The sequence below is a fragment of the Mycobacterium appelbergii genome (genome assembly GCF_032883035.1).
GTDB lineage: Bacteria > Actinomycetota > Actinomycetes > Mycobacteriales > Mycobacteriaceae > Mycobacterium > Mycobacterium appelbergii.
Genome location: NZ_JAMQTH010000003.1, coordinates 219,051 through 242,939, shown reverse-complemented (window position 1 = coordinate 242,939; position 23,889 = coordinate 219,051). Strand labels below are relative to the sequence as shown.

Genomic DNA, 23,889 nt, shown 5'->3' with positions numbered 1-23,889 from the left:
CTCTTACGCCGCCTCGCAGAGCCGTTCGGTGGTCACGTCCTGCGGCACCTCATTGTCGGCGGTGAAGCCGAACGGGGCGGCGATGTCGAGCCACGCGCCACTGTCCTGCAGTTTCTTGAGTTCGGTGTTGAACTGCTCGACCAGATCGTCGTCGCCTTTGCGGAACACGAAGCCACCGGCCTGGATCTGTTCCTTCCCGTCGACCTCCGGCACGAATCCCTTGGTGACCTCCAAAGCGCTGCCCGGATTGTCTGCCAGCATCCGGCGCAGCGAGATGTCGGTCAGCGCTCCGCAGTACGCCCGCTGATCGCGCAAAGCCTGGAACATCTCGGGCTGACCGCGGTACGGTTGGATGTTGCCCGCCGGAATGCCGAGATCCTGCGCGACGGCCTCCTCCACGGTGCCCGAGAGCACCGCCAGTGCGACGCCGCGTGACTTGACGTCCTCGAAGTTGTTGATGCCCTGCGGGTTTCCCGCCGGCACCAACAACGCGGTCGGGGTGACATAGTCGACCGCCGAGAACTGCGCATTGGCGCAGCGGTCGGGCAGGATGGCCATCCCCGCGGCCACCATGTCGTACTGGTTGGCGTTCAATGCCGGGATGAGCTGGCCGAATTCGACCTGAGTGGCCTCGACCCGGTCGATGCCCATCGCCTTGAAGACGGCCTTGGCGACTTCCGGAGCCTCGCCCGTGACCTCCCCGTTCTGGGTGAATCCGTACGGGACTTCACCGGCGATGCCGATCTTGATGACGCCCGCGTCCTTGATGCGCTGCAAGGTGCCACCCTCGCCGCCCTGAGGCACTTTCGAACAACTTGTGAGCAGTGCCGGTGCCCCCAGCGCGACTGCGCCCGCGGCCGTGCTCATCCTGAAAAAATCCCGCCGTGTCCAATTCATCGTCAGTCCTTGTCGTATCCACACGTTCACGCCAGTAGCGACCAAAGTTCGTTCTGAACGTATGCGGATCGACCGGACAGGTCAAAACTTCGGCGGTGGCAAGCGCGTCGCCAAGCTGTCACCGTGCGGCGGCTCAATCCAGCAGGGCGGAAGTGATCGTGACCGGTTCTGCCGGTTCGCCGTCTTCGCTGCCGTCGGCGGTGCCTGCCGCGGCGATCGCGTCCAGGGTGGCCAGCCCCGTGTTGTCGATGGTGCCGAACACCGTGAAGGTCGGGGGTAGCGGCGAATCCCGGTAGACGAGGATGAACTGGCTGCCGTTACTGCCGGTGGCTCCATTGGCGGTAGCCAGTGCGCCGCGTGGGTAGAGCACCGGTGTGCGCAGCGCCGGATCCGACAGCCGGTACTGATTCGTGGGGTACTCATTGGCGAACCGGTAGCCCGGGCCACCGGTGCCCGTGCCCGATGGGTCACCGCACTGCAGTACCGACATCTCGCCGGTGACGAGCCGATGGCAGGGTGTGTCGTCGAAAAATCCCTGCTGCGCGAGGCTCGCGAAGTTGTTGACAGTGCACGGCGCCCGGCCGTTGGCCAACTCCAGTCCGATGTTTCCCCGGTTGGTGGACACGCTGGCGCTGACGGTGGCCGGTTGTGTCGGCACCGTGCCGCTACGTGGCGGCGTGGCGGGTTTGGCGGCTTTCTCGGTGGTGGCCGGGTACTGGCAGTTCGTCCCCAGATTGGGTGGCGGGTCGAACGGCGGCAGTGCCGCCGGTTGGGCCGACGTCGACCTGTGGCTTGGCACGTTGTCGGCGGTCTGGACGACGAGCGCCGCGAACAGCACCAGCAGGACCACCGTGACGATCGTCAGCGCGGTCATCAGGTAACCGATGACCAGTCCGGCGATCGCCATGCCGCGGCCCTGCTCACCGGTGCGGTTGATCTGCGACAGCGAGAGATGCCCGAACACGATGCCCAGCGGCGCGAACAGCAGCCCGCACACCAGTGCCGCGACCGCCAGTGCGTTCGTGCGCGGCGGCGTGGGATAGCCACCCGGATACTGCGGATAGCCCGGCGGATATCCGCCGTACGGGGGCGGGACGGTCAACGAAGGACCGTTCAGTCCAACGCGACGGACTTCAGCTGGACGTCGAGGGCCGGCTTTCCGTCGGGTCCGCCGCCTGCGACACCGCCCGCGGCGATCTTGTCCAGCGTGGCCAGCCCGGTGTCATCGATCTTGCCGAACACCGTGTAGCCGGGTGGCAACTGCGAATCCTGGTACACCAGGAAGAACTGGCTGCCGTTGGTGCCCGGTCCCGCGTTGGCCATGGCCAGCGTGCCGCGGGGATACAGCACCGGCTGCTGCAGCGCGGGGTTGTCCGGCTGGTACTGGTTGGTCGGGTACTCGTTGGCGAATTCGTAGCCCGGCCCACCCGTGCCCTGGCCCGTCGGATCACCGCACTGCAGCACCGACAGACCACCGGTGGTCAGGCGGTGGCACGGGGTGTCGTTGAAGTAGTTCTGCCCGGCCAGGCTCGCAAAGCTGTTCACTGTGCACGGCGCCTTGGCGTTGTCGAGCTGCAGGCCGATGTTGCCCTGGGTGGTCACCATGCTGACGCTGACGGTGGCCGGATCGGTGGGCACCTTGCCGGTCCGCGGGGGATTCACCTGCTTGCTGGCTTCGCCCTTCGCCGGGTACTGGCAGTTTGCGCCGAGATCGGCAGGTGCCACGAACGGGGGCAACTGGCCCTCGGCGGCCTGCTGGTCGGGCGCGCCTGCGGGAGTGGTGGAGGTGGACGCCGAGGCGGTGGTGCTTCCGGAGTCCCGATTGATCACGACCGTGGCCACCACCGCGCCGATGACGACGATGGCGGCGGCTGCGGAGCCGACGATCGTCAAGATGCGTCGTTTGCGTTCCTGCGCTGCGCGGCGCTCCAGCTGGCGTTCCAGCTTGCGCTTGGCCGTCGCACGCCGTTGCTCGTTGGTCGGCATTGCGGCAGTCCTCTCCTTCATGCATGTCATCGGTCGTTCAGTCGGCACTGAGTGTGCCAGGCAATGCTGAGTGTGGCCTAACGACCCGCACGAACGGCGGCGCAGAGCGCGTCCGTGGGAAACTGGCACCGTGTTGATCACCGGATTTCCGGCCGGGATGCTGGCATGCAATTGCTACGTCCTGGCGCAGCGGCCCGGAGCCGACGCCATCGTCGTCGACCCGGGTCAGCGGGCCATGGGCCCGCTGCGCCAGATCCTCGATGAGAACCGGCTGACCCCGGCGGCGGTCCTGCTGACCCACGGCCACATCGATCACATCTGGTCGGCGCAGAAGGTGGCCGACACCTACGGCTGCCCGGTCTTCATCCATCCGGAGGACCGGTTCATGCTGACCGACCCGATAAAGGGATTCGGGCCCGCTCTTCTGGGACGACTGTCGCGCCCGGTGTTCGGTGTGCTGCTCTCCGAACCCAGACAGCTCGTCGAGCTGGACCGAGACGGTGTCGTGGTTGAGCTCGGTGACATCACCGTCGCCGTCGACCACACACCGGGACACACCAGGGGGTCGGTCGTGTTCCGGGTGGGCGGCACCGGAGCGGAGGCCGACGTGGTCTTCACGGGCGATACGCTGTTCCGGTCCTCGGTGGGACGCACCGACCTGCCCGGGGGCAGTGGACGTGACCTGCTCAGTTCGATCGTGACAAAACTGTTGGTGCTCGGCGACGACACCGCGGTGCTACCGGGGCACGGTCCGCGCTCGACAATCGGGCACGAACGCCGCACCAACCCATTTCTCGAAGGTTTGACTCTGTGACTGAAGGCTCTTCGTCCGTCTCGTTCCAGGCGCCCAAAGGCGTGCCCGATTACCTGCCGCCGGACTCGGCGCAGTTCGTCGCGGTCCGTGACGGTCTGCTAGGCGCGGCACGCCGCGCCGGCTACGGCGATGTCGAACTGCCCATCTTCGAGGACACCGCGTTGTTCGCCCGCGGCGTCGGCGAGTCGACCGACGTGGTGTCCAAGGAGATGTACACGTTCAACGACCGCGGCGACCGTTCGGTCACGTTGCGCCCCGAGGGCACCGCCGGGGTGATCCGTGCGGTCATCCAGCATCGGCTGGACCGCGGCGCGCTGCCGGTCAAACTCTGCTATTCGGGACCCTTCTTCCGCTACGAGCGGCCGCAGGCGGGTCGTTACCGTCAGCTGCAACAGGTCGGGATCGAGGCCATCGGCGTCGACGACCCGGCGCTGGACGCCGAGGTGATCGCGGTCGCCGATTCGGGTTTCCGGTCGCTCGGGTTGGACGGCTTCCGGCTGGAGATCACCTCGCTGGGCGACGACACCTGCCGCCCGGCCTATCGCGAGCTGCTGCAGGAGTTCCTGTTCAAGCTCGACCTCGACGACGAGACCCGGCGCCGCGCCGAGATCAACCCGCTGCGCGTGCTCGACGACAAACGACCGCACGTGCGGGAGATGACCGCCGATGCGCCGCTGATGCTCGATCACCTCTCCGATACCGCCAAGGCACACTTCGAAACGGTGCAGGCCCATCTGACGGCGCTCGGGGTGCCGTATGCGATCAATCCACGGATGGTGCGTGGCCTGGACTACTACACCAAGACGACGTTCGAGTTCGTCCACGACGGGCTGGGGGCGCAGTCGGGGATCGGTGGCGGTGGCCGCTATGACGGGTTGATGCGACAGCTCGGTGGGCAGGACGTCTCGGGCATCGGGTTCGGGCTCGGGGTGGACCGCACGCTGCTGGCACTGCAGGCCGAGGGTAAGACGGTCACCGGCGTCGGTGGGGTGGAGGTGTTCGGGGTCCCGCTCGGCGACGCCGCCAAGCTGGAACTGGCCAAGCTCGCGGCAGGTCTGCGGGCCCGGGGGGTGCGGGTCGACCTGGCCTACGGCGACCGCGGGCTCAAGGGCGCGATGAAGGCGGCCGACCGTTCGGGTGCGAAGTTCGCCCTGGTGGCAGGCGATCGCGACATCGAGGCAGGCACCGTCGGACTGAAGGACCTGTCGACCGGCGATCAGGTCGACGTACCCGCCGATTCGCTTGTCACGGAGCTGCTTTCCCGCCTGCGTTGAACTCGCGACGCAGCGGGGGCAGACCTCAGATTGCCATGGCGGCGCGGACGTCGGCCTCCGACGACGACCCTCCGGTGCCGCTGGAGGTGATCCGGCCCGCTTCCAGAATGTGGTAGCGCTGCGCGGATTCCAGCGCGAAACCGATATGTTGCTCGACCAACAGCACGCCGAGACCACCGCGTGCGGTCAGGGCAGTGATCGCCGTTTCGATCTCGGCGACCACCGACGGTTGGATGCCCTCGGTGGGCTCGTCGAGAATCAGCATCGTGGGACTGGTGATCAACGCCCGCGCGATCGCCAGCTGCTGGCGCTGCCCGCCGGAGAGCAACCCGGCCCGCCGCGGCAGCAGTTCCCGCAGTGCGGGGAACAGATCCAGTTGCTCATCGATCAACGCCCTGCCGTTGCGGCGGCCGTCGGCGACCACTTGCAGGTTCTCCGCGGTGGTGAGCTGACCGAAGGACTGCTGGCCCTGCGGCACATAGGCAAGACCGCGGGCAACCCGTCCGCTCGGCCGCAGCGCGGTGATGTCCTCTCCGTTGAAAACCACTGTGCCCGCACTGCATTTGAGCAATCCGACCGCGGCCCGCAGCAACGTCGTCTTGCCCGCACCGTTGTGACCCATCACCGCTGCTACGCCGTCGGACGGCACGTCGATGCTGACGCCGTGAATGACCTCGGCACGACCGTAACCGCTGTGGATGTCGATGAGTTCGAGCATCAGGAGATTCCTTCCACGCCTGCCGCGGCGGTGCCCAGGTAGACCTCTTGCACCTTTGGATTGGCCTGCACTTCGGCCACCGAACCTTCGGCGACCACCTGACCGCGGGCGAGCACGGTGACCGAGGTGGCGAACGCGCGCATGAAGTCCATGTCGTGCTCGACGACGACGACTGTGCGGGCCCCACCGATACGGCGCAACAGGTTTCCGGTCTCCTCGCGTTCTTCGTGGCTCATCCCGGCGACCGGTTCGTCGAGCAGCAACACGTCGGCGTTCTGCACCAGGAGCATGCCGATCTCCAGCCACTGCTTCTGACCGTGCGCCAGCACCCCGGCGGGTTTGTCGGCGAGGTCAGCCAGCCCGGTGACCTCCAGCGCCTCTGCGATGGCGGGCACCACACCGCGGCGTCGACGCAGGAGAGTCCACGCGGACCGGCCGGCGCCTGCGGCGATGTCGAGGTTCTGCAGCACGGTCAGCTGCTCGAAAACACTGGCCGTCTGGAACGTTCGGCCCACGCCGAGGCGCGCGATCTGATGCACCTTCTTGCCGAGCAGCTCCACCCCCGACTTGTGCACGGAGCCGGTCGCCGACGCCAACCCGGTGATGGCATCGATGACGGTGGTCTTGCCTGCGCCGTTGGGCCCGATCAGAAAACGCAGATCCCCCTGAAACAGGGTCAGATCCACATCGGTGACCGCCTTGAACCCATCGAAATCCACGGTGAGCCCGCGCACTTGGAGATACTCGGCGCCCATCCCGGCGTTACCACCGGCCACCGGTTCACGTTCGGTCATGACGTCACCCCCACGGTCCGGGCCTCGGCTTCGGGGTCTCGGTCGGGCTGGGTCGGCGGCGACGGCGCGGGCCCGGTTCGAGCTCGCCGCCGCCTGAACAGCACCCCCAACCCGGCCAGCCCGGCAGGGAAGAACCCGACCACGATGATGAACAGCAAGCCCTGGGCGTAGGTCCACTCTGACGGAAAGCTCTCGGAGAACAGGGTTTGCGCCCAGGCCACCCCGATCGCGCCGAGAACCGGCCCGAGCAGCGTGGTGCGGCCGCCGATCGCCACGCCGATCAGGAAAGCGATCGATGGCACGATGCCCACCTGTGATGGTGCGATGAACCCGACGATCGGGGCGAACAGGGCGCCTGCGATGCCGGCGAACAACGCTGCCAGGGCGTAGGCCACCACCTTGATGTTGGCCGGGTCGTAGCCGAGGAACCGCACGCGTTCCTCCCCGTCACGCACGGCGACCAACAGTTCTCCGTATCGGCTGTGCATCAACTGCCGGACCACTGCCACCACGATGAGCAGTGTTCCCGCGGCGATGAAGTACAACATCCGTTTGTTGGCAGGGTCGTTGAGGGTGAACCCGAAAAAGGTGCGGAAGTTCGTCAGGCCGTTGCTACCGCCGATGCTGGTCTGCCCGACCAGCAGGATGGCCAATGCCGCGGCCAGCGCCTGCGACAAGATCGCGAAGTAGGCGCCCTTGACACGTCGTTTGAACACACCGAAGCCCAGGATGGCGGCAATCCCGGTCGGTATCACCAGGATTGCGAGCAGGGTGAAAGCGGGGGAGGCGAACGGAGCCCAATATCCGGGCAGTACCCGCACTCCGGCGATCTGCATGAAATCCGGCACGTCCTCGCCGCGGATCTGCGCGTCGGCGATCTTGAGGTGCATGCCCATCAGATAACCGCCGAGCCCGAAGAACACGCCCTGCCCGAGCACCAGCATTCCGCCACGGCCCCAGGCCAATCCGATGCCGGCCGCCACGATGGCGAAGCAGAGGAACTTGCCCAGCAAGCTGAGCCGGAAGTCCGACAGCGCCACGGGCGCCACGCCGAACAGCAACACTGCGGCGACGGCGAATCCGGCCCAGGTCTGCCCACGTCCGATCATGGTTCTCACACCAGACTCCTTGTCCGTACGGTGAACAGCCCCTGTGGGCGGACCTGCAGGAAGATCACGATGACGACGAACACGATGACCTTTGCCAGCGACGCGGTGGTGCTGTACTCGATGAACGAGTTCAAAAAGCCCAGCGCCAGTGCGGCGATGACGGTGCCTTTGATCTGCCCGAGCCCGCCGACCACCACGACGAGGAACGCGTCGATCAGGAAGCTCTGTCCGATGGTGGGGCTGGTCGAGCCGATCAGGGTGAGCGCGACCCCGGCGACGGCGGCCAGCCCCGATCCGATGAAAAAGGTGGTGATGTCGGTCCTGCGCGACGAGATCCCGCTGGTCTCGGCGAGATCTCTGTTGGCCACCACAGCCCGGATCCGCCGGCCCATGGGGCTGGTCTTGAGCACGGTTGCCAGCACCGTCACGCACACCACCGCCAGCACCAGGATGAAGATTCGGGTCTTGGGGACAACCGCACCGAGGATCTCCACCCCGCCCGAGAGCCACGGCGGTGCAACCACATTCACTGCCGGGGCTCCGAAGATGTCGCGTGCCACCTGCTGCAGGATCAAACCGACGCCGAAGGTGACCAGCAGCGTGTCCAGCGGACGGTCGTACATCCGCTGGATCAACGTGACTTCCAGCAGGGCGCCCATCGCCCCACCGACGAAGAAGCCGATCGCCAACGAGATGAGCAGTGACGCCCCCGCATCCGAGATGATCTGCTGCACCACGTAGGCGGTGTAGCAGCCGGCCATGATGAACTCGCCGTGCGCCATGTTGATGACGCCCATCTGGCCGAACGTCAGTGACAGGCCCAGCGCGGCCAGCAACAGGATTGAACCCAGGCTCAATCCTGTTGCCAGTTGCCCGATCAGGACATCCATATCAGCTGGACAGGCCCGCGGCCCAGGGGTACGACTTGAGGTACGGGTCCGGCTCGATCGGTCCCTTCGACTCCCAGATGGTGTAAATCAGACCGTCCGGCCGGATTTCACCGATGCGGGCGGTTTTGGTGATGTGGTGGTTCTCCCCGTCGATGGTCACCTTGCCCTCGGGTGCGTCAAAGCTCACGCCGTCGGCATTGTTCTGAATCGCCGTGACGTCGAACGAGTTCGCCTTCTCCACGGTGTTCTTCCACAGGTACACCGACACATACGCCGCTTCCATCGGGTCCGATGTGGGCTTCTTCGGATCCTTGACGAAATCCTGGTACGCCTTGACGAAGGCTTTGTTCACGGGTGTGTCGATGGTCTGGTAGTAGTTCCACGCGGTCAGTTGGCCGGTCACGTTCTGTACGCCTATGCCGCCGACTTCTTCCTCGGCGATCGACACCGAGACCACCGGCATCTCCTGGGGCGTCAGCCCGACATTGCGGTATTCGCGGAAGAACGCCACATTGGAGTCTCCGTTGAGCGTGTTGAAGACGGCGTCGGCATTCGCGCTGCGGACCTTGTTGACAATGGTCGAGAAGTCCGTCGACCCCAGCGGGGTGTAGTCCTCGCCCTTGATCTCGATGCCGTTGGCGTCGGCATAAGCCTTGATGATGCGGTTGGCAGTCTGCGGGAAGACGTAGTCACTGCCGACGAGGTACAGCGACTTGACGCCCTTCTCCTTCAGATAATCCAGCGCAGGCACGATCTGCTGATTGGTGGTGGCGCCCGTGTAGAAGATGTTCTTGCTCGACTCCAGGCCCTCGTACTGCACGGGGTAATACAGCAGGGCGTTGGCACTCTCGAACACCGGCAGCATGGCCTTGCGGCTCGACGAGGTCCATCCGCCGAACACTGCTGCCACACAATCACTGCTGATCAGCTTCTCGGCCTTCTCCGCGAAGACCGTCGGCTCCGAAGCGCCGTCCTCGCCGACCACTTCGATCTGCTTCCCCAGGACCCCGCCCTTGGCGTTGATCTCGTCGACCGCAAGCTTGATGGAGTCGCGGACGGTGACCTCGGAGATGGCCATGGTGCCCGACAGCGAGTTCAGCGACCCGACTTTGACCTTCGGTCCAGACGTGTCCACGCATGATTGGGCGTTTGCTGCCTCGGAATCGGTGGCCCGGCTTCCGCACCCTGCCAGCAAAAGGCCGGCGACTGCGATCACGCTTCCTGCGGCCAATGTCGACCTGTTGAATGTGGATCGTCCGGATACTCGCATGAACAACCTTTCCCATTTGTTTGCAGCGCTTATCGGCCGATCACCATCGGGCGGCGGCGCGGGGGGTCAAACACACTGTGCTGGTGTCGAATCCGGACGTTAGAGCGCCGGTGTTACTGGAAAATATCTGTATGTGACGAACAAATTAACGTGTCGCTCGCGCCGCATTGGTTTGCCGTTCACCGGATACGCGCAGACCCTTGTGTCGCAGCTGTAACAAGGCGGTAGCGTGCGTCGATATGACGAACATGCGAAATGTGACAACCAGGGTCGGTGCGGCGCTCGTTCTGGCGGCCGCGAGTGTGGCGGTCTCGAACGCAACGTCGTACGCGGAACCGGCCGGACAGCAGGTTCGGTACACGCTGACGTCGGCCGGTCCTTACGATTTCGACCTCTACTATCTGGCAACCCAGCCTCCCAGCAAGGAGGCGTACAACGCCGACCCGTACGCGTTCATGCAAAAAGCGGAGGTGAACGTCGGCCCGGATACGCCCTGGGTGTTTGAAACCACCCTCGCGGATCCGCAGTGGGCGATCTTCACCGCGAGCAGCACCACGCACGGCGGGCGCGGGGCCCCCAATGCGCACTGCGAGATCGCCGTCGACGGTCAGGTGGCTGTCCAGAACGACCATCCCTACAGCCCGCGGTGCCAGCTCGGTCAGTGGTGACCCCGACCCGAAACAGCACGTCGGTTTGACAAACCACTCGAACGGTTGTTCGATAGGTGACATGCGATGGAACGCCGGTCAGCTGCGCCCCGATGGGTGGCTGCCGCCGCGTTCCCGCGTCATGTTTCGTACCCGTTCGTCCGGTACGGATTGACTGGGCGAGCGCCCACGGCGAGCGCCGGTGCCGTACCCGAAACCGCGGCATCGGCGCACCCAGTCCTGGTTACTCACCTTCACCGAGATACTCGCCGGCCAGCGAGTAGACCGCGTTGCCGCCGTGGGCATCGTGGTAGTTCACCTCGATGACGATCTCGTCTACGCGGTCGCCACCTCCACTACCCCACGCGGCGATGACGATGTCCGCTTTGCGGCGATCCACCGGATCGATGCTGTAGCGGCGCATCGCGTCGTCACGGACCGCGGCCACGATGTCGGGGGAGACGTCGGAGAACCTGAATCGGGGGTATTCGCTGTCGCCGCGTGAATCGTCCGGATCGGTGAATTTACCTGCGTGCGCACCGGTGCTGTAGTAGTTGTCGCCCCGGTAGAAATCCAGCGTAAACCCGGCCTGGTTGCCGGACAACGCGATCGACTTGATATCCGGCTCGGTCGTGGGCACCCCGCGGGCGACCAGCGCCGCTTCGACCTGCCCCAGCCCGGCGGCGACATCGTCGGCGGGCCACCATGGGGCGATGGTGCCGTCGGGCTTGCCCATGACCGTGACCGTCGGGTCACCGAACCAGCCGTCGATCAGCACGGGCCGCTCGGCGCCGAAGATGCTGTCCGTGCGGGCGATTGCGAGACGTTCGGGCTTGTTGTTGTCCGGCGGCAGCATCGCGGTCGCACCGGATAGATAGTCCTTGGCCGAGAATCGTTCCAGATCCCCGACGCTGAAGGTGTCGCGACTGCGCATGCTGGTGGTGGACTCGCTGGTCTCCCAGCCACGGGTGCGGCCTTCGTAGGTCCGACTCTGATCTCCGCCGAGGTACACCGAGGCGGTGACGTAGGTGTCACGGACATCGATCTCCAGCAGCGCGTCGAGCAGCTCAGGGGACTCGGCACGCAGATGGGCCAGCATCTCGTCGTACCACTGCCACAACGGGCGTTCGTCCGGATCGGTGCTGGTCGCCACCTCCGGCAGTGCCGATGAGACGCTGCTGGTCAGTGGCTTGAGATCCCAGACGTCGCTCGGCGGCACCAGCATCGTCGCCCACATCGCGGCGACGGCCGTCAGTGCGGCGGGTACGCGGGCCCGAGTGACCCGATGCTCGGTCACCGGGGCGTCGCCGGGCTCGCCGAGCGCCCCGGACGGCAGCTCGCCGCGACCGTCCTCCACGACTTCGGCCACGTGAGTGCGCGCGAGGTTGGTGCTGGTGTGGAACCGGAACGCGGCGTCGCCGCGCGGCATGGCCACTCCGGCAATGACGGTCGAGGCGGTCGCCAGATTCGGTGCAGACCGGTCGATCAGGTCTACCTTTACCGGGACTGCATCGCCTCCGTCGAGGGCGGCGGCTGAACGGACGAACGCGCCGGCGATCACCCCGATGCCCATTACTGCGAGCGCCACCGCGAGCAGCAGAAACCACCCGCCGGAGTAAGCGCCGATCGCGATGCCGCTGCCCACGCACACGCCGCCCACCGCGGCGCGAAGCATCGAATTCATCTGCACACCTTGACCTTTCGGCGGGCATGTTTGGCCCACCAGGTCATTTGCCCAGCTTGCGACATGCGTCAACCATACGCAGCTGCCACTGTCCAGTGGCGGCACGGTAGTGTTTCCTGCGTGCTTGGGACGGTGGCAGCGGCATGAGTGTTGACGCGCCGTCGGGCCAGGATCTCGCGCTGATTTCGCGCACCGAATACCTCGACACCGCCGTCCGAATCCGCAGAGGCATCTGTGCGGCCCTGCTGCTCGGGGCGGTGCCGCTGTTCCTCATCCTCGTCCTGGCGGGCGTTGCTCCGCTGGTCATCGTGTTCCTGATCGGCGGTTTGGTCACCAGCTCGTTCACACTGGGTTTGACGGGGCCGCTGTCCGGGCACCGGGCCGCCGTGCGGCTGGGCCTGGTCGACGGGCAGATCCTCATCGGTACCGAGAGCAGCGAAGACGACGTGCGCCCGCTGACCGAACTCACCGACGTCGCGCTGTCGGCCGACCAGTCACCCGACACCTTCATCGCCCCTGCCCAGAAAGACCTACGCGTCCAAGGCGTGCGGTACCTGCAGTTGACCTTCCGCGACGAGACCACCTACTACGTCGCACTGCTGGAGACCGATCCCGTTGCCGCCCAGATCATGCGGCGGCTGCAGCGCGCGGTTCCGGGGAAGCCACGTACCCACCCGGAGATGAAGCCGGCCGGCCGCCGCGCCGATTCGCCTCGGACGGCAACATCCGAGGCCGGCAAACATCGGTCGGAACCGTCTGCGGGGCAGGCGCCGGACGGGCCGAGCGCATCACCCGCTGCCGACGTTCGCTTGTGGGAGGCCGCCCGTGTCGTGCACCGGCGGGTGTTGTCGGAGTACGGAACCTACGAGCTCGATCCGGCACTGTATCTACGCTATCCGGGCGTCACGGACATCACGCGCGATCACGTCATGGATTTCCACACCGCACTGGAGGAAGCGCAGGCGCTCGCCACCGACACCTACCCGGATGACGCGGCCTTCGCCGGTCGCTACCGTGCGACTGTCGACACCCTGCGCAGGCAGTGGGCGCGGTGCGAGCGCGACGGCAAAGCCACCGGAACCAGTTATCTGGCCGACGACGATCGTTCCGACCTGGATACCGCGGCCAAGCTCTACAGCCATGCCCAAGCGACCGACCAGCCTGGTGAGAAGACGTCGTACTTGCGCAAGGTGCAACAGATCGTCGTCGATCTCGATGGCCGTGGCCGCGTGCACTTGCCGCGGCCGGTCGTTGCGGCCATCGAGTCGCAGGTGCGGCTCGCGCTGGAACCGGGCAACGCCAGCTCGACATAAGTGGAATTACCTTGACATCAGTATCGAACGGATGTTCGATGTGGGCATGCGCTGGGACGGGCAGGCCGTGGGTGTCGATGACGGCGCCCTGCCCGGTCTGCAGCGCGTCGGCTTCGTCCGCAGTGTGCGGTCACCGCAATTCGAGGGCGTGACTTTTCATGAGGTGCTGTGCAAGTCGGCGCTCAATAAGGTGCCCGCCGCTTCGGCGCTGCCGTTCCGCTACACGGTCAACGGTTTCCGGGGGTGCAGCCACGCCTGCCGGTACTGCTTCGCCCGTCCCACCCACGAGTATCTCGAGCTGGATCCCGGCCACGATTTCGACACTCAGATCGTGGTCAAGACCAATGTCGCCGAGGTCTTGCGCCGTGAGCTGCGCCGGCCGTCCTGGACGCATGAAACTGTGGCGCTGGGCACCAACACCGACCCGTATCAGCGGGCCGAGGGCCGTTATGCGCTGATGCCGGGCATCATCGGCGCCCTCGCCGATTCGCAGACCTCGTTTTCGATTCTCACCAAAGGAACACTGCTGCGCCGTGATCTCGGACTGATCGCCGAGGCGTCGCACCGGGTGGGCGTCAGCGTGGCGGTGTCGCTGGCCGTCTGTGACGCCGACCTGCACCATGACATCGAGCCGGGGACTCCGTCGCCACAGGCGCGGCTGGGTCTGATCGCCGCGATTCGCGACGCCGGTCTGGACTGTCACGTGATGGTGGCGCCGGTGCTGCCGTATCTGACCGACTCCGTCGGACAACTCGACGCGCTGCTCGGCCGGATCGCCGAGGCGGGAGCCACCGGTGTCACGGTCTTCGGGCTGCATCTGCGGGGCTCGACCAGAGGCTGGTTCATGTCCTGGCTCGGGCGTTCTCATCCGGAGTTGGTCGGGCAATACCGCACGCTGTACCGGCGTGGGGCGTATCTGCCTGCCGACTACCGCGACATGCTCCGCTCCCGGGTACGGCCGTTGATCGCCAAGCATGCATTGGCGGGCTCCCCGAGGATGCTCGTCCCGGCGGCCGCCGAGCAGGCCGCGGCGCCAGCGCAGCCGACGTTGTTCTGAGCGGTGCCGGGCGCCGTCCAACACGCAACACCCGTCATTTCCCCCCCCCCCCCCCCCGGCGAGCAGACAGTTGCGTACCCGCAAAGTGGTGAAAAGGGGTACACAGCTGTCTGCTCGCCCGAAGAAGGCGCGGGAGAAGACGCGGGAGAAGGCGACCAGAAGGCTAGCGCTTGACCTGGTTGAACGGCACGCCGCGGTCGGCGGCGAGTTCCCGTGGGAACCCGAGTACCCGCTCGGCGATGACATTGCGGGCCATCTCCGAGCTGCCCCCGCCCAGCGAGCCGGTCTGCCGGGAGAGATAGCGCACGCCGATCTCCAGCAGGCCGTCCAGATCAGGGTTCTCCGCCGTGCCCTCGTCGACGACGCCCACGGTGCCGGCAATCGCCAGCGCGGTGTCGACTTCCAGTTCGGTGGTCTCCGCGTGGAACAGCCGGATCAGGGTGCCAGCGTTCGGCGGCAACGACCCGTTGGCGATCGACCGGGACACGTGGTCGATGAGTTGTTGCTTCACCACCCGGCGGGCCAGCGCCCGGCCTGCGAGGTCCTGTATCCGCGGATCCTCACCCTGGCCGGTGGCGTCGGCCACACCGGCGTGGTCAGGCGGCATCTCATTGGCGTTCTCGGCCCCGGTACCGCTGGCGAACTCAGATCCACCGCCGACCGCGCGCCGCTCATGGTGCAGTTGGCGGGTGGCCACCGTCCAGCCGTTGTTGACCTCGCCGACGACGGCGTCGTCGCCGAGTTCGAGGCCGTCGAAGAACTCCTCACAGAATTCCTCGTTGCCGTTGACTTCCTTGATGCGCCGCATGGTGATTCCCGGTGCATCCAGCGGGACGAGGAACATCGTCAGACCCTCATGCTTGGGCACGGTCCAATCGGTGCGGGCCAGCATCAGGCCGTAGTCCCCGGCGAACGCACTGGTGCTCCAGGTCTTGGCGCCGTTGATGATCCACTTGTCGCCGGTGCGGTCGGCGCGGGTGATCACCCCGGCCAGATCAGAACCGCCGCTCGGTTCACTCAGCAACTGCACCAGGATCTCGTCGCCTCGGATGGCGGCCGAGATACGGTGGCGTTTCTGTTCCTCGCTACCCATGTCCAGGATGGTTGCCGCGCAGATGGTGAGCGACGGGGTGTTCAGAATCAACGGCATTTCATAGCGGCGGCATTCGTCGTTGAACGCCTGCTGGTACGCGAAGTCCAATCCGAGCCCGCCGTACTCGCGGGGGAAACATATCCCTGCGAAACCGCCTGCGTAGAGCCGTTTCTGGAGCTCCTTGGCCCGCTCCCAGGATGCCTCCTCGGCACGCACTGAGAACGGCGGGTTGTCCGGATCGATACCGGGCATGTTCTCCGCGAGCCATGTCCTGGCGCGGGCCGCGAAATCGGCCACCGACTCTTCGGTGCCTGTGGAGATCGTTGTCTCGGTCATGCACCTGCCTCCTGCAGTTGCTGTTTGCGGCTCAACGCGTACACGGCGCGGTGGTGTTCTTCGGGGGAGCCGAACATCGCCCGGTTCAGCGCAGCCCGGCGAAGATACAGATGCAGATCGTGCTCCCAGGTGACGCCGATGCCGCCGTGCAACTGCACACAGTCCTGCAGCATCACCGGAGCACGTTCGCACACATACGCTTTCGCGACGCTGACCAGCTTCGTGGCCTCCGGGGACCGCTTTCCGACCGCGCCCGCAGCGCCGGCCGTAGTGGCCCTGGCGGCTTCGAACCACATCTTCATATCGGCGAATCGGTGCTTGAGGGCCTGGTAGGACGCCAGCGGTCTGCCGAAGCTGTGACGGTCAAGGAGCCACTGGTTGGTCATCGTGAGGACGGCATCGAGAATGCCCACGGTCTCGGCGCACTGCAGGACCAGCGCCACCTGGCGCTGTCGTTCGATCACCGCGGCGGTCTGCCCGGCCGAGCCCACGACTGCGTCGGCCCCGACCTCGACCCCGTCGAATCGGATTCGTGCATACCGCTTCACCAGGTCCAACGAACGCTGCGGCTCGACGCTCAGACCGGGGGTGCCTGCGGGCACCAGGAACTGGCGCACCGCGCCGTCACAGACCGCGGTCACCAGCAGCAGCGTCGCGGCATCACCGGACTCGACTCGGTCCTTGACGCCGTCGAGCCGGTAGCCGCCTGCAGTCGCGGTAGCGGTCAACCCAGGCTCCAGCGGTGCCCAGGGTCTGCCCGGCTCGTAGACAGCCCACGACGCCACCTCCTCGCCGGCAACCAGCGATTCTATTGTCATTTCACGGTTTTCGGGCGCTTCCACCAGTCCGGCCAACACCACACTGACCGGGTGTAGGGGGCCGGGCGCGACGGTGCGACCCGCCTGCTCGGCCAGTAGAGCCAGGTCACTGACTCCGTCCCCGGACGGGCTGCCGCCGCCGAGTTCCTCGGGCACCACAAGGCCCGCCCAGCCGAGCTCGGCGGCGCGGCGCCACCATGCCGGATCGAAAGCGGCGCCGTCCGCGTGCAATTGACGCACCCGGCTCAGCGGAACTTCCTTGTCCAGGAACGCCTGCGCCGTCGAGGCGAACAGCATCTGTTCGGGGTTTGCCACGTCAGTCATGAAATGGGCTCAGCCTCTTCGTATCGGGGCGGGAGGTGGTCAGGCAAACGTCATGGCCGGCACGTCAGGCTTGTGCACAATCTGGTTGGGAACCTTGAACAGGTCGACCAGGTTGCCGCCCATGACCTTTCGAACGCCATCCTCGTCGAGGCCGTGGTCCTCGAGGTCGTCGACCAGGTTGATCGGATCGGAAAGACCTTCCGGGTGGGGCCAGTCCGATCCGAAGATCACCCGGTCGATGCCGCACAGGTCGGCCATCTGCTTGAAGTTGTCCTCCCAGAACGGGGCGACATACACGCAGCGTTTGAAGGCCTCGATCGGGTCTTCCGGGAACTCCTGCGGCATCTTCGAATACACGTCTTTGAACTGATAGAACAGGTACGGCACCCACGAGGCACCGTTCTCGACGGACAGGATCCGCAGATCCGGGTTACGGGTGAGCGCACCGTGGCAGACCAGTGCGGCCATGGTGTCCTCGATTGGGCGCTTACCCATCGCGACCATCCGGAACGAGGTCGGCTTGAACGGCAGGAACTCGTCTGCGGGCTCCCAGTCGTTGAGGTACTGGGCGTAACCGCTGTCGGAGGCGTGCATCGCCACGGGGATACCGGCTTTCACGCAGGCCTCCCAGAACGGGTCGAACTCTGGCAGGCCCATCGAGCGGGTGCCGCGGTAGCCGGGCACCGGCGCGGGCCGGACCAGGACGGTCTTGGCGCCGCGCTCCAGGCACCACTCCAGTTCTTCCAGTGCCCGGTCGACGTTGGGCAACGTGATGACCGGGGTGGAGAAGATCCGGTCGGAGTAGTTGAACTGCCAGGTCTCATACATCCACTGGTTCAGCGCGTGGATGATGTCGTGGATCAGATCCGGATCGTCTTTCAGTCGTTCCTCGACCAGGCTGGCCAGCGTCGGAAACATGATCGTGTAATCCAGGCCGAGGGAGTCCATGACCTCCATGCGGGCTTCGGGGTTGCGGAAGGCGGCGATGGCCTTCATCGGCTTGCCCATCACCTCGCGGTAGCTCTTGCCGCCGCTGCCGTGGCGGAAGTATTCCTCCTGCGCGCCTGGGCGGGCGACCACCTCGAACGTCGGATTGGGGATGTAGTCGCTGATGTGGTTGCGGACCATGATCTTGGTCCGGCCGCGGACATCGATGTAGTCGATGACGCCCTTGCGGTTGTCCGGCAGGAATTGCGTGAGCGCTTCCTTGGGCTCGTAGAAGTGATTGTCGGCGTCGAACACCGGATAGTCGAGGATGCGCGACGGCATGTTCGCCTCCTGGGAGAGTGGTGTTTGTCCAAACCGGTAATGACGTTACCACGGTCTGACCAGGGCAGACAGCCGGCCGGGTGGCGTACTCGAAAAGCCGGTAAAGCGCAGGTCAGCGCGCTTGGGCCGGGTTGGTGAGACCGCATACGCAGAACTCGTAGATGTGCCTGCCGTCGATCGGGGTGCCGTTGAGTTCTACCGCGAGGGAGCGCAGCGGCATGGCGCCAAGCACGGACTGCATGATGAGTGCGGCCGAGGTCTCCACATCCGCATTCGGCCGGAAGCTGCGCTCGGCGATGCCGCGCCGAAGAATGTCCTGGAAGAGGTCGTGCAGCGGCTTCAGTACGCGTGCGTACTCGCGCGGCAACGACTCGGCGAGGTGGTCGTTGTAGAAGGTCAGGCCCCGGTTGATGCTGTCCTGGGTGCTCGACGACGCCGGCGCGGTGATCCGGTCGATCAGCAGGCGCAGCGCCTCCGGACCGCCCAGGCCGGCGGTGTCGTCGCGCCACCGCTGGGTCGACTCGGCCATGATCTTGTCGATGAGCGCGAGCAGCAACTCGTCTTTGGTAGAAAAGAGCTGGTAGAACGATCGCAGCGACGTCTTCGAACGCTCGACGACTTCCAGCACCGTGAAGTCGGTGCGACCGGTATCGCCGAGGATTGCCAGCGCCGATTTCATGAACCGGCTGGTCCGGTCCTCGCGTGCTGCCTCTGGCGGTCGTCCGGCCGGCCTGGCCATTGCGCTCCCACCTCCGTCATGCTCCACTCAGGAGAATGACGTTACCGTTTCTGTAGAAGCAATAGGCGGCTTGTGATTATTGTGTGGCACCGATGACCGAATGGTTTCTGTTCCTGCCGCAGGTGCGGTTGGGAATCGGCGACATTGTCGAGCGTGCGCGCGTGGCCGAGGCCAATGGGTTCGACGGCATCGCGTTCATCGACCATCTGGAGCCGCCCGGCGCGACGCACCAAAGCATCTGGGAGGCAATGACCGTCGCGACGTGGGTGGCGGCGCGCACCGAACGCCTCCGGATCGGGCACCTGGTGTTGTGCGACGCGTTCCGCCATCCCGCGGTGCTGGCCAAGCAGGCCGTCACGCTCTCCGATGCGTGCGGCGGGCGGTTCGAACTCGGATTGGGTTCGGGTTCATGGCCCCAGGAGTTCGAGCGGTTCGGCATCGAGAGTGGCGACGATGCCTCGGGCCGGGCCGACCGGTTGGCGCGGGACCTGGACTTGCTGACCCGGTACTGGGGTGAGGGAGAACTCGCCCAGCAACCGCCGCCCACACACCGGATTCCCTTGCTGCTCGGCGGAACTGGTAAGCGCACGATGGAACTGGTGCGCACCCACGCCGACTGGTGGAACATTCCGTCACATCAACTGGACCGGCTGCCCCGGCTGCTGCCGACCGTGGGATCGGCGCGGGTCTCGCTGCAGCAGATGGTCGGTTTCGTCGGCCACGGCGCCGACCGCGCGACGGTCACCGAACGCAGCACCCGGCTGTTCGGGCACCTGGGTAGCGGCCTGGTCTGCGGCGAGGCCGAAGAGCTGCGGGAGCACTTCACCGGGTTGTCCGCCCAGGGTGTCGAACGCTTCTACGTGTGGTTCGCTGATCTCGCCGCGCCCCAGACACTTTCCGAATTCGCCGACGCCGTCATCAATGCCTGACCAGAGAGGAACGACATGACAACCGAATCGCCGGAGTCGACAGCGGAGTCCACGGACTGGACGGTGGAGATGCTGCTCGAGCTTTTCGACGCCGAGCCGGTGGGGGACAACCGTTTCCTCGCGCAGACCGGTATCGCGGGCGCCGACGAGCGTCAGGTGGTGGAGGGTACCCAGATCGTGGCGGCCGCGATCGTGGCTGTCGCAAAACGCTTCCCGGACAAGTCGGTACGCTCGGCTCATGCCGTGTTCTCCCGCGCGGTGATGGTCGGCCCGCCCGTCGAACTCGACGTCGATGTGATCAGTGAAGGACGTTCGACCGCGACGGCCGTGGTCGCCGCCTCGCAGAACGGCAAGCGCTGCATCACCATCACGGTGTTCACCGATGTGCCCTCCGGCGATGTCATCCGTCACCACCTGCCACGTCCGGAGGTCGCGGGCCCCGCTGCCGCCAATCTCGCAAGGATGCCGATGACCGGCCGCGAACTGCGGCTCGTCGACGTGGTCGACGTGAACAGCCCCGACGAGGTCGGTCCGCCTGAGCTGTACGCGTGGTTGCACTACGACCCCATCCCGTCCCGCGATGATCTCGCCAAGGCGCTGATCGCGTACTTCACCGGTCATCTGGGGATCTCCACGACCATGCGGGCACATGAGGGCATCGGCACCGCGCAGGCACACCTGACCGTTTCAACGGCACCGATGACCGTCACCGTGAGCTTCCATGAACCGGTCCGGTGGGACGGCTGGATCCTCTACAGCCATGAGAGCACCCAGGTCGGTGCCGACATGTCGTATGTGCGCGGTGCGGTGCACACCGAAAAGGGCGAGCTGCTCGCGTCGTTCAGTCAGGATGCGCTGATCCGCCCGCTGCGCACGACGGATACCGGCATCTCGGCGCACTCACGGCTGTAAGCCTCACCTCCTGGGTCAGATCTTCAAATACCCCTTGTCGGCGGGAATCTGGGCGGCGGTCACCAACGACGATGTGTCGCCGGCCAGCCACACCACAAGGTCGGAAATGGTGCCCGGGGGAGCCAGCGAATCGGTGGGTAGCGCGCCGGGGGAGAAGCTGTGAATGTAATGCGGATGATCGGCGAACACCTGGTACATCGACACATCGTTGCCCATCGGAGTGTCGGTGCCATACGGGTGAATCGAATTCACCCGTATTCCGAACTCGCCCAACTCGACCGCCAAGGCGTTGGTGAGCCCGACGACGCCGAACTTACTGGCGCAGTAATGGCCGCAGCCGGGCACCGCTTTGATCCCGGCGGCGGAGCTGATGGTGATGATCGATCCGCCGTTGCCTGCCTCGATCATCGGCGGCACCACCGCCTGCACAGTGTTGAAAACCCCGGTGAGGTTGACATCCAGGATGTCCTGCCACTGTTTCGCCGAGATCTCCCACAGGCGGCCCCAATTGAGTACGCCGGCATTGGCGACGACGATGTCGAGGCGCCCGAACTGCCCGACCGCCTCGGCGACAACCCGGCGCTGGCCAGCCGCGTCGCGGACGTCGATCCGCTCGGCGAGGATCTTGTGCCCCTCACCTTCGACCAGTGCCACCGTCTCGGCGAGGTCCTCCGGGGTGGCGGCGGGATAGCCGTTGTGCTCCGCCACCGGGGCGCAGGCATCGATCGCGATGATGTCCGCGCCGGCCCGAGCCAACCTGACGCAGTGTGACCGACCCTGACCGCGGGCGGCGCCCGTCACGTAGGCGACTCGTCCGGCCAGTGGGGCCTCAGCGTTGCTCATGCGGTTTGCTCCTGACGTGATGACGCGGAATATGCTGGAGCCGAGGCGAACTGGTAGTCCGACAGTGGTGAATGACGAGCGAATCTCCGGGATCCGGTGATCGTCTGCGGCCGGTGATACACCGTGTCGTCCTGCGAATTCACGAAGTAGGTATTCAGGCCGGGTGAGCAGGCGGTGAAGTAGAGGTGCGCGACCCGGCCGTCATGGTGCATCCGTCGATTCCACGCGTTGTACGCCTCCCGGCTGACCTCGACCACGCCTGCGCCGCGGTGCCGGGCCTCATCGATGATGCGCACCGCGTGTGCGGCCATCGTCTCGACGAAGTCGGGCCAGGCGAATCCTACGAAGCCCAGTGGCCCCACGATCTCCCAGCGGTTGGGCAACCGCGGGTGTGCGGTGCCGCCATAGCTGCGTAGTCCGTGCGCGTGGTAGTACTCGGCCAAGTCGAAACCATTGGCCCCCCGGATGGTTCCTGTCCGATAGGTTTCCGGATCAGTCCACAGCTCGTAACCGGTCGCCAGCACCAACAGATCGGCCGGGTGGTCGACGCCGTCGGCTGTGACGACGCCGGTCGGCGTGATCCGCACGATCGGGGCGGTGACGAGGTTGGTGTTCGGGTTGTTGAGCGCAGGCAGGAAGGCGCTGGAGATCACCGGACGTTTGGCCAGGATTCCGTAGTGCGGCACCAATCGCCGCCGTGTCACCGGATCCCGGACGACGGCGCGCAGCAGCATGCGGTAGAGCAGCCGGCACCAGGCGTCGTAGAGCGGCATGATCCGGATCAACACCGTGTCGGGCAGTCGCGAGAAAATGTGCACGATGGGCGCCACCATGAACGCGTCCATCGTCATTCGGCCTGCGGCGTCGATCGCACGCTGAATCCCGGGCAGTCGCAGCACGCGGCGCATCAGAGGCGGGATGTCGAAATCGATTTTGGGCAGTATCCAGGCTGGAGTGCGTTGGTAGACATCCAGATTGGCGGCCTCGGCTGCCAACGCGGCGGCGATCTGGACCCCGGATGATCCGGTCCCGATCACCGCGATCCGCTTGCCGCGGGCGTCGAAACTGTCGTCCCAGGCGTTGGGCCGCAGGATGGTTCCGGCGAAATCGTCGATACCCTCGATGTCGACGGTCGGCTTGGCGTTGACGTATCCGCCCACCGAGCTGATCACGAATCGGGCCGTGACCGTCGGCCGGTCCCGGATCTGTAATCGCCAGATGCCTCGCTCCTCGTCCCATCGTTGCCGGGTCACTTCAGCGTTGGCGTGCAGATGTTCGTACAGGCCGAGGCCGGCCGCGGTGCTCTGCAGATATCGGCAGATCTCCGGGCCGGGCGCGAACAACCGGGTCCAGTGCGGATTCGGTGCGAAGGACAGCTGGTACCACAGCGTAGGGATGTCGACTGCGAGGCCGGGATAGTGGTTGTCGCGCCAGGTGCCGCCGAAGTCCTCGCCGCGTTCGATGATGACGAAGTCATCGATGCCCCGCCGGCGCAGCAGATGCGCGGCCGCGATCCCGCCGGGCCCCGCACCGATGATGGCCACTTCATAGTCGGGTTCGGTCATGGTGCCCTTCCCAGTCCGCTGACGATGTGGTCGGCCACGAAGCGCTTCACTGCACGGGGATTGTTCAGGTTCACGCCCATCGGCGGTAACAGCTCGAAACTGAACAGCAGACGCACAATCCATTCCCCGGCCCGTGCGGGCGTCACACCGGCACCGACCTCGCCGCGCTGCTGGGCTGTACGCACCAGTGGCTTCCACAGCGCGATCGACCGTTGCATCAGGTCATCACCCACATTGCGCAGCAGGAGCACGAGGATGCTCTCGTTGACACCGCGGGGGGTTATCGAGTCGGATCGGCGCCGGTGTGCGCATATCACGACGGCGGCGGCCGCGACCTGATCGGCCAGGGCGTTCTCGCGCTCGACCTCCGTGGCCATCGATTCGATGAAAGCCGACGCCAGGTGCTCCAGCGCCGTCTTGATCGCATTGTCGCGGCTGCCCAGTGCGTTGTGCACCGTGCCGCGCGAGACCCCGGCGGCGTCCGCCACCGCGGTGAGGCTGAATTGTCTTGGGCCGAGGCGCCGTAGCGTTTCAGTCGTGGCGGCAAGCAACGCGGGGGACACCGTTCGGCCCGGCTCGCGCATTTGAACACATTAGCGATATGTGTT

Annotated in this window: 23 protein-coding genes; 7 read left to right on the top strand and 16 right to left on the bottom strand. The window is 65.8% G+C overall.

Annotated elements, in window-relative coordinates:
- Nucleotides 1-3: 3 nt before the first annotated feature.
- The 3 genes from ehuB to M1247_RS08430 form a co-directional block, all read right to left on the bottom strand.
- Complete coding sequence (gene ehuB / locus M1247_RS08440) at nt 4-867, bottom strand: ectoine/hydroxyectoine ABC transporter substrate-binding protein EhuB (protein ID WP_317155838.1); 864 nt, start codon at nt 865-867, stop codon at nt 4-6.
- 163 nt (nt 868-1,030) lie between these two features.
- The gene (locus M1247_RS08435) at nt 1,031-1,999 is read right to left on the bottom strand and encodes a peptidylprolyl isomerase (protein ID WP_317155837.1); all 969 of its coding nucleotides are present in this window, start codon (nt 1,997-1,999) and stop codon (nt 1,031-1,033) included.
- Between the two features lie 11 nt (nt 2,000-2,010).
- On the bottom strand, nt 2,011-2,883 hold the full coding sequence (locus M1247_RS08430; RefSeq protein ID WP_317155836.1) for a peptidylprolyl isomerase: 873 nt from the start codon (nt 2,881-2,883) through the stop codon (nt 2,011-2,013).
- Nucleotides 2,884-3,013: 130 nt separating this feature from the next.
- On the opposite strand from M1247_RS08430, the gene M1247_RS08425 reads away from it, so the two are divergent.
- Both M1247_RS08425 and hisS read left to right on the top strand, forming a co-directional pair.
- Nucleotides 3,014-3,697, top strand: a complete 684-nt coding sequence (locus M1247_RS08425; RefSeq protein WP_317155835.1) for an MBL fold metallo-hydrolase — start codon at nt 3,014-3,016, stop codon at nt 3,695-3,697.
- Nucleotides 3,694-4,971 carry a histidine--tRNA ligase gene (gene hisS, locus M1247_RS08420; RefSeq protein ID WP_317155834.1) on the top strand — a complete coding sequence of 426 codons (1,278 nt, stop codon included), beginning with the start codon at nt 3,694-3,696 and terminating at the stop codon, nt 4,969-4,971. Before M1247_RS08425 ends, hisS begins: the two co-directional genes overlap by 4 nt.
- Nucleotides 4,972-4,996: 25 nt before the next feature.
- Here the strand turns inward: hisS and urtE are convergent, their stop codons facing one another.
- From urtE to urtA, 5 genes are read right to left on the bottom strand one after another with little or no spacing between them, the layout of a single operon-like run.
- On the bottom strand, nt 4,997-5,689 hold the full coding sequence (gene urtE, locus M1247_RS08415) for an urea ABC transporter ATP-binding subunit UrtE (protein WP_317155833.1): 693 nt from the start codon (nt 5,687-5,689) through the stop codon (nt 4,997-4,999).
- On the bottom strand, nt 5,689-6,483 hold the full coding sequence (gene urtD, locus M1247_RS08410) for an urea ABC transporter ATP-binding protein UrtD (RefSeq protein WP_317155832.1): 795 nt from the start codon (nt 6,481-6,483) through the stop codon (nt 5,689-5,691). Before urtD ends, urtE begins: the two co-directional genes overlap by 1 nt.
- Nucleotides 6,480-7,601, bottom strand: a complete 1,122-nt coding sequence (urtC, locus tag M1247_RS08405; RefSeq protein ID WP_317155831.1) for an urea ABC transporter permease subunit UrtC — start codon at nt 7,599-7,601, stop codon at nt 6,480-6,482. The genes urtD and urtC overlap by 4 nt, the downstream gene beginning before the upstream one ends.
- Nucleotides 7,598-8,482 (bottom strand): urea ABC transporter permease subunit UrtB, encoded by an 885-nt coding sequence (urtB, locus tag M1247_RS08400; protein ID WP_317155830.1) that lies wholly within the window; start codon nt 8,480-8,482, stop codon nt 7,598-7,600. The genes urtC and urtB overlap by 4 nt, the downstream gene beginning before the upstream one ends.
- A gap of 1 nt (nt 8,483) precedes the next feature.
- A complete protein-coding gene (urtA, locus tag M1247_RS08395; RefSeq protein ID WP_317155829.1) occupies nt 8,484-9,752 on the bottom strand; it encodes an urea ABC transporter substrate-binding protein in 1,269 nt (422 codons plus the stop codon).
- A gap of 239 nt (nt 9,753-9,991) precedes the next feature.
- On the opposite strand from urtA, the gene M1247_RS08390 reads away from it, so the two are divergent.
- Nucleotides 9,992-10,420, top strand: a complete 429-nt coding sequence (locus M1247_RS08390; protein ID WP_317155828.1) for an Rv2576c family protein — start codon at nt 9,992-9,994, stop codon at nt 10,418-10,420.
- Nucleotides 10,421-10,643: 223 nt separating this feature from the next.
- Here M1247_RS08390 and M1247_RS08385 read toward each other — a convergent pair whose 3' ends face one another.
- A complete protein-coding gene (locus M1247_RS08385; RefSeq protein WP_317155827.1) occupies nt 10,644-12,083 on the bottom strand; it encodes a hypothetical protein in 1,440 nt (479 codons plus the stop codon).
- Nucleotides 12,084-12,226: 143 nt separating this feature from the next.
- Between M1247_RS08385 and M1247_RS08380 the strand changes: the two genes are divergently transcribed.
- A complete protein-coding gene (locus tag M1247_RS08380; RefSeq protein WP_317155826.1) occupies nt 12,227-13,396 on the top strand; it encodes a hypothetical protein in 1,170 nt (389 codons plus the stop codon).
- 46 nt (nt 13,397-13,442) lie between these two features.
- The gene (locus tag M1247_RS08375) at nt 13,443-14,453 is read left to right on the top strand and encodes an Rv2578c family radical SAM protein (protein WP_317156167.1); all 1,011 of its coding nucleotides are present in this window, start codon (nt 13,443-13,445) and stop codon (nt 14,451-14,453) included.
- 163 nt (nt 14,454-14,616) lie between these two features.
- Here the strand turns inward: M1247_RS08375 and M1247_RS08370 are convergent, their stop codons facing one another.
- From M1247_RS08370 to M1247_RS08355, 4 genes are all read right to left on the bottom strand, one after another.
- The gene (locus M1247_RS08370; RefSeq protein WP_317155825.1) at nt 14,617-15,882 is read right to left on the bottom strand and encodes an acyl-CoA dehydrogenase family protein; all 1,266 of its coding nucleotides are present in this window, start codon (nt 15,880-15,882) and stop codon (nt 14,617-14,619) included.
- Nucleotides 15,879-17,024 (bottom strand): acyl-CoA dehydrogenase family protein, encoded by a 1,146-nt coding sequence (locus M1247_RS08365; RefSeq protein ID WP_317155824.1) that lies wholly within the window; start codon nt 17,022-17,024, stop codon nt 15,879-15,881. The genes M1247_RS08370 and M1247_RS08365 overlap by 4 nt, the downstream gene beginning before the upstream one ends.
- Nucleotides 17,025-17,063: 39 nt before the next feature.
- Nucleotides 17,064-18,293 carry an amidohydrolase family protein gene (locus M1247_RS08360; protein ID WP_317155823.1) on the bottom strand — a complete coding sequence of 410 codons (1,230 nt, stop codon included), beginning with the start codon at nt 18,291-18,293 and terminating at the stop codon, nt 17,064-17,066.
- Nucleotides 18,294-18,405: 112 nt separating this feature from the next.
- On the bottom strand, nt 18,406-19,032 hold the full coding sequence (locus M1247_RS08355) for a TetR/AcrR family transcriptional regulator (protein WP_317155822.1): 627 nt from the start codon (nt 19,030-19,032) through the stop codon (nt 18,406-18,408).
- 92 nt (nt 19,033-19,124) lie between these two features.
- Between M1247_RS08355 and M1247_RS08350 the strand changes: the two genes are divergently transcribed.
- The gene (locus M1247_RS08350; RefSeq protein ID WP_317155821.1) at nt 19,125-19,961 is read left to right on the top strand and encodes an LLM class flavin-dependent oxidoreductase; all 837 of its coding nucleotides are present in this window, start codon (nt 19,125-19,127) and stop codon (nt 19,959-19,961) included.
- A gap of 15 nt (nt 19,962-19,976) precedes the next feature.
- Nucleotides 19,977-20,873 (top strand): acyl-CoA thioesterase, encoded by an 897-nt coding sequence (locus tag M1247_RS08345; protein ID WP_317155820.1) that lies wholly within the window; start codon nt 19,977-19,979, stop codon nt 20,871-20,873.
- A gap of 15 nt (nt 20,874-20,888) precedes the next feature.
- Here M1247_RS08345 and M1247_RS08340 read toward each other — a convergent pair whose 3' ends face one another.
- From M1247_RS08340 to M1247_RS08330, 3 genes are read right to left on the bottom strand one after another with little or no spacing between them, the layout of a single operon-like run.
- Nucleotides 20,889-21,716, bottom strand: coding sequence for a mycofactocin-coupled SDR family oxidoreductase (locus tag M1247_RS08340; protein WP_317155819.1), 828 nt, complete (start codon nt 21,714-21,716; stop codon nt 20,889-20,891).
- Nucleotides 21,713-23,281 (bottom strand): flavin-containing monooxygenase, encoded by a 1,569-nt coding sequence (locus tag M1247_RS08335; protein ID WP_317155818.1) that lies wholly within the window; start codon nt 23,279-23,281, stop codon nt 21,713-21,715. Before M1247_RS08335 ends, M1247_RS08340 begins: the two co-directional genes overlap by 4 nt.
- Complete coding sequence (locus M1247_RS08330; RefSeq protein ID WP_317155817.1) at nt 23,278-23,865, bottom strand: TetR/AcrR family transcriptional regulator; 588 nt, start codon at nt 23,863-23,865, stop codon at nt 23,278-23,280. The genes M1247_RS08335 and M1247_RS08330 overlap by 4 nt, the downstream gene beginning before the upstream one ends.
- Nucleotides 23,866-23,889: the final 24 nt, after the last annotated feature.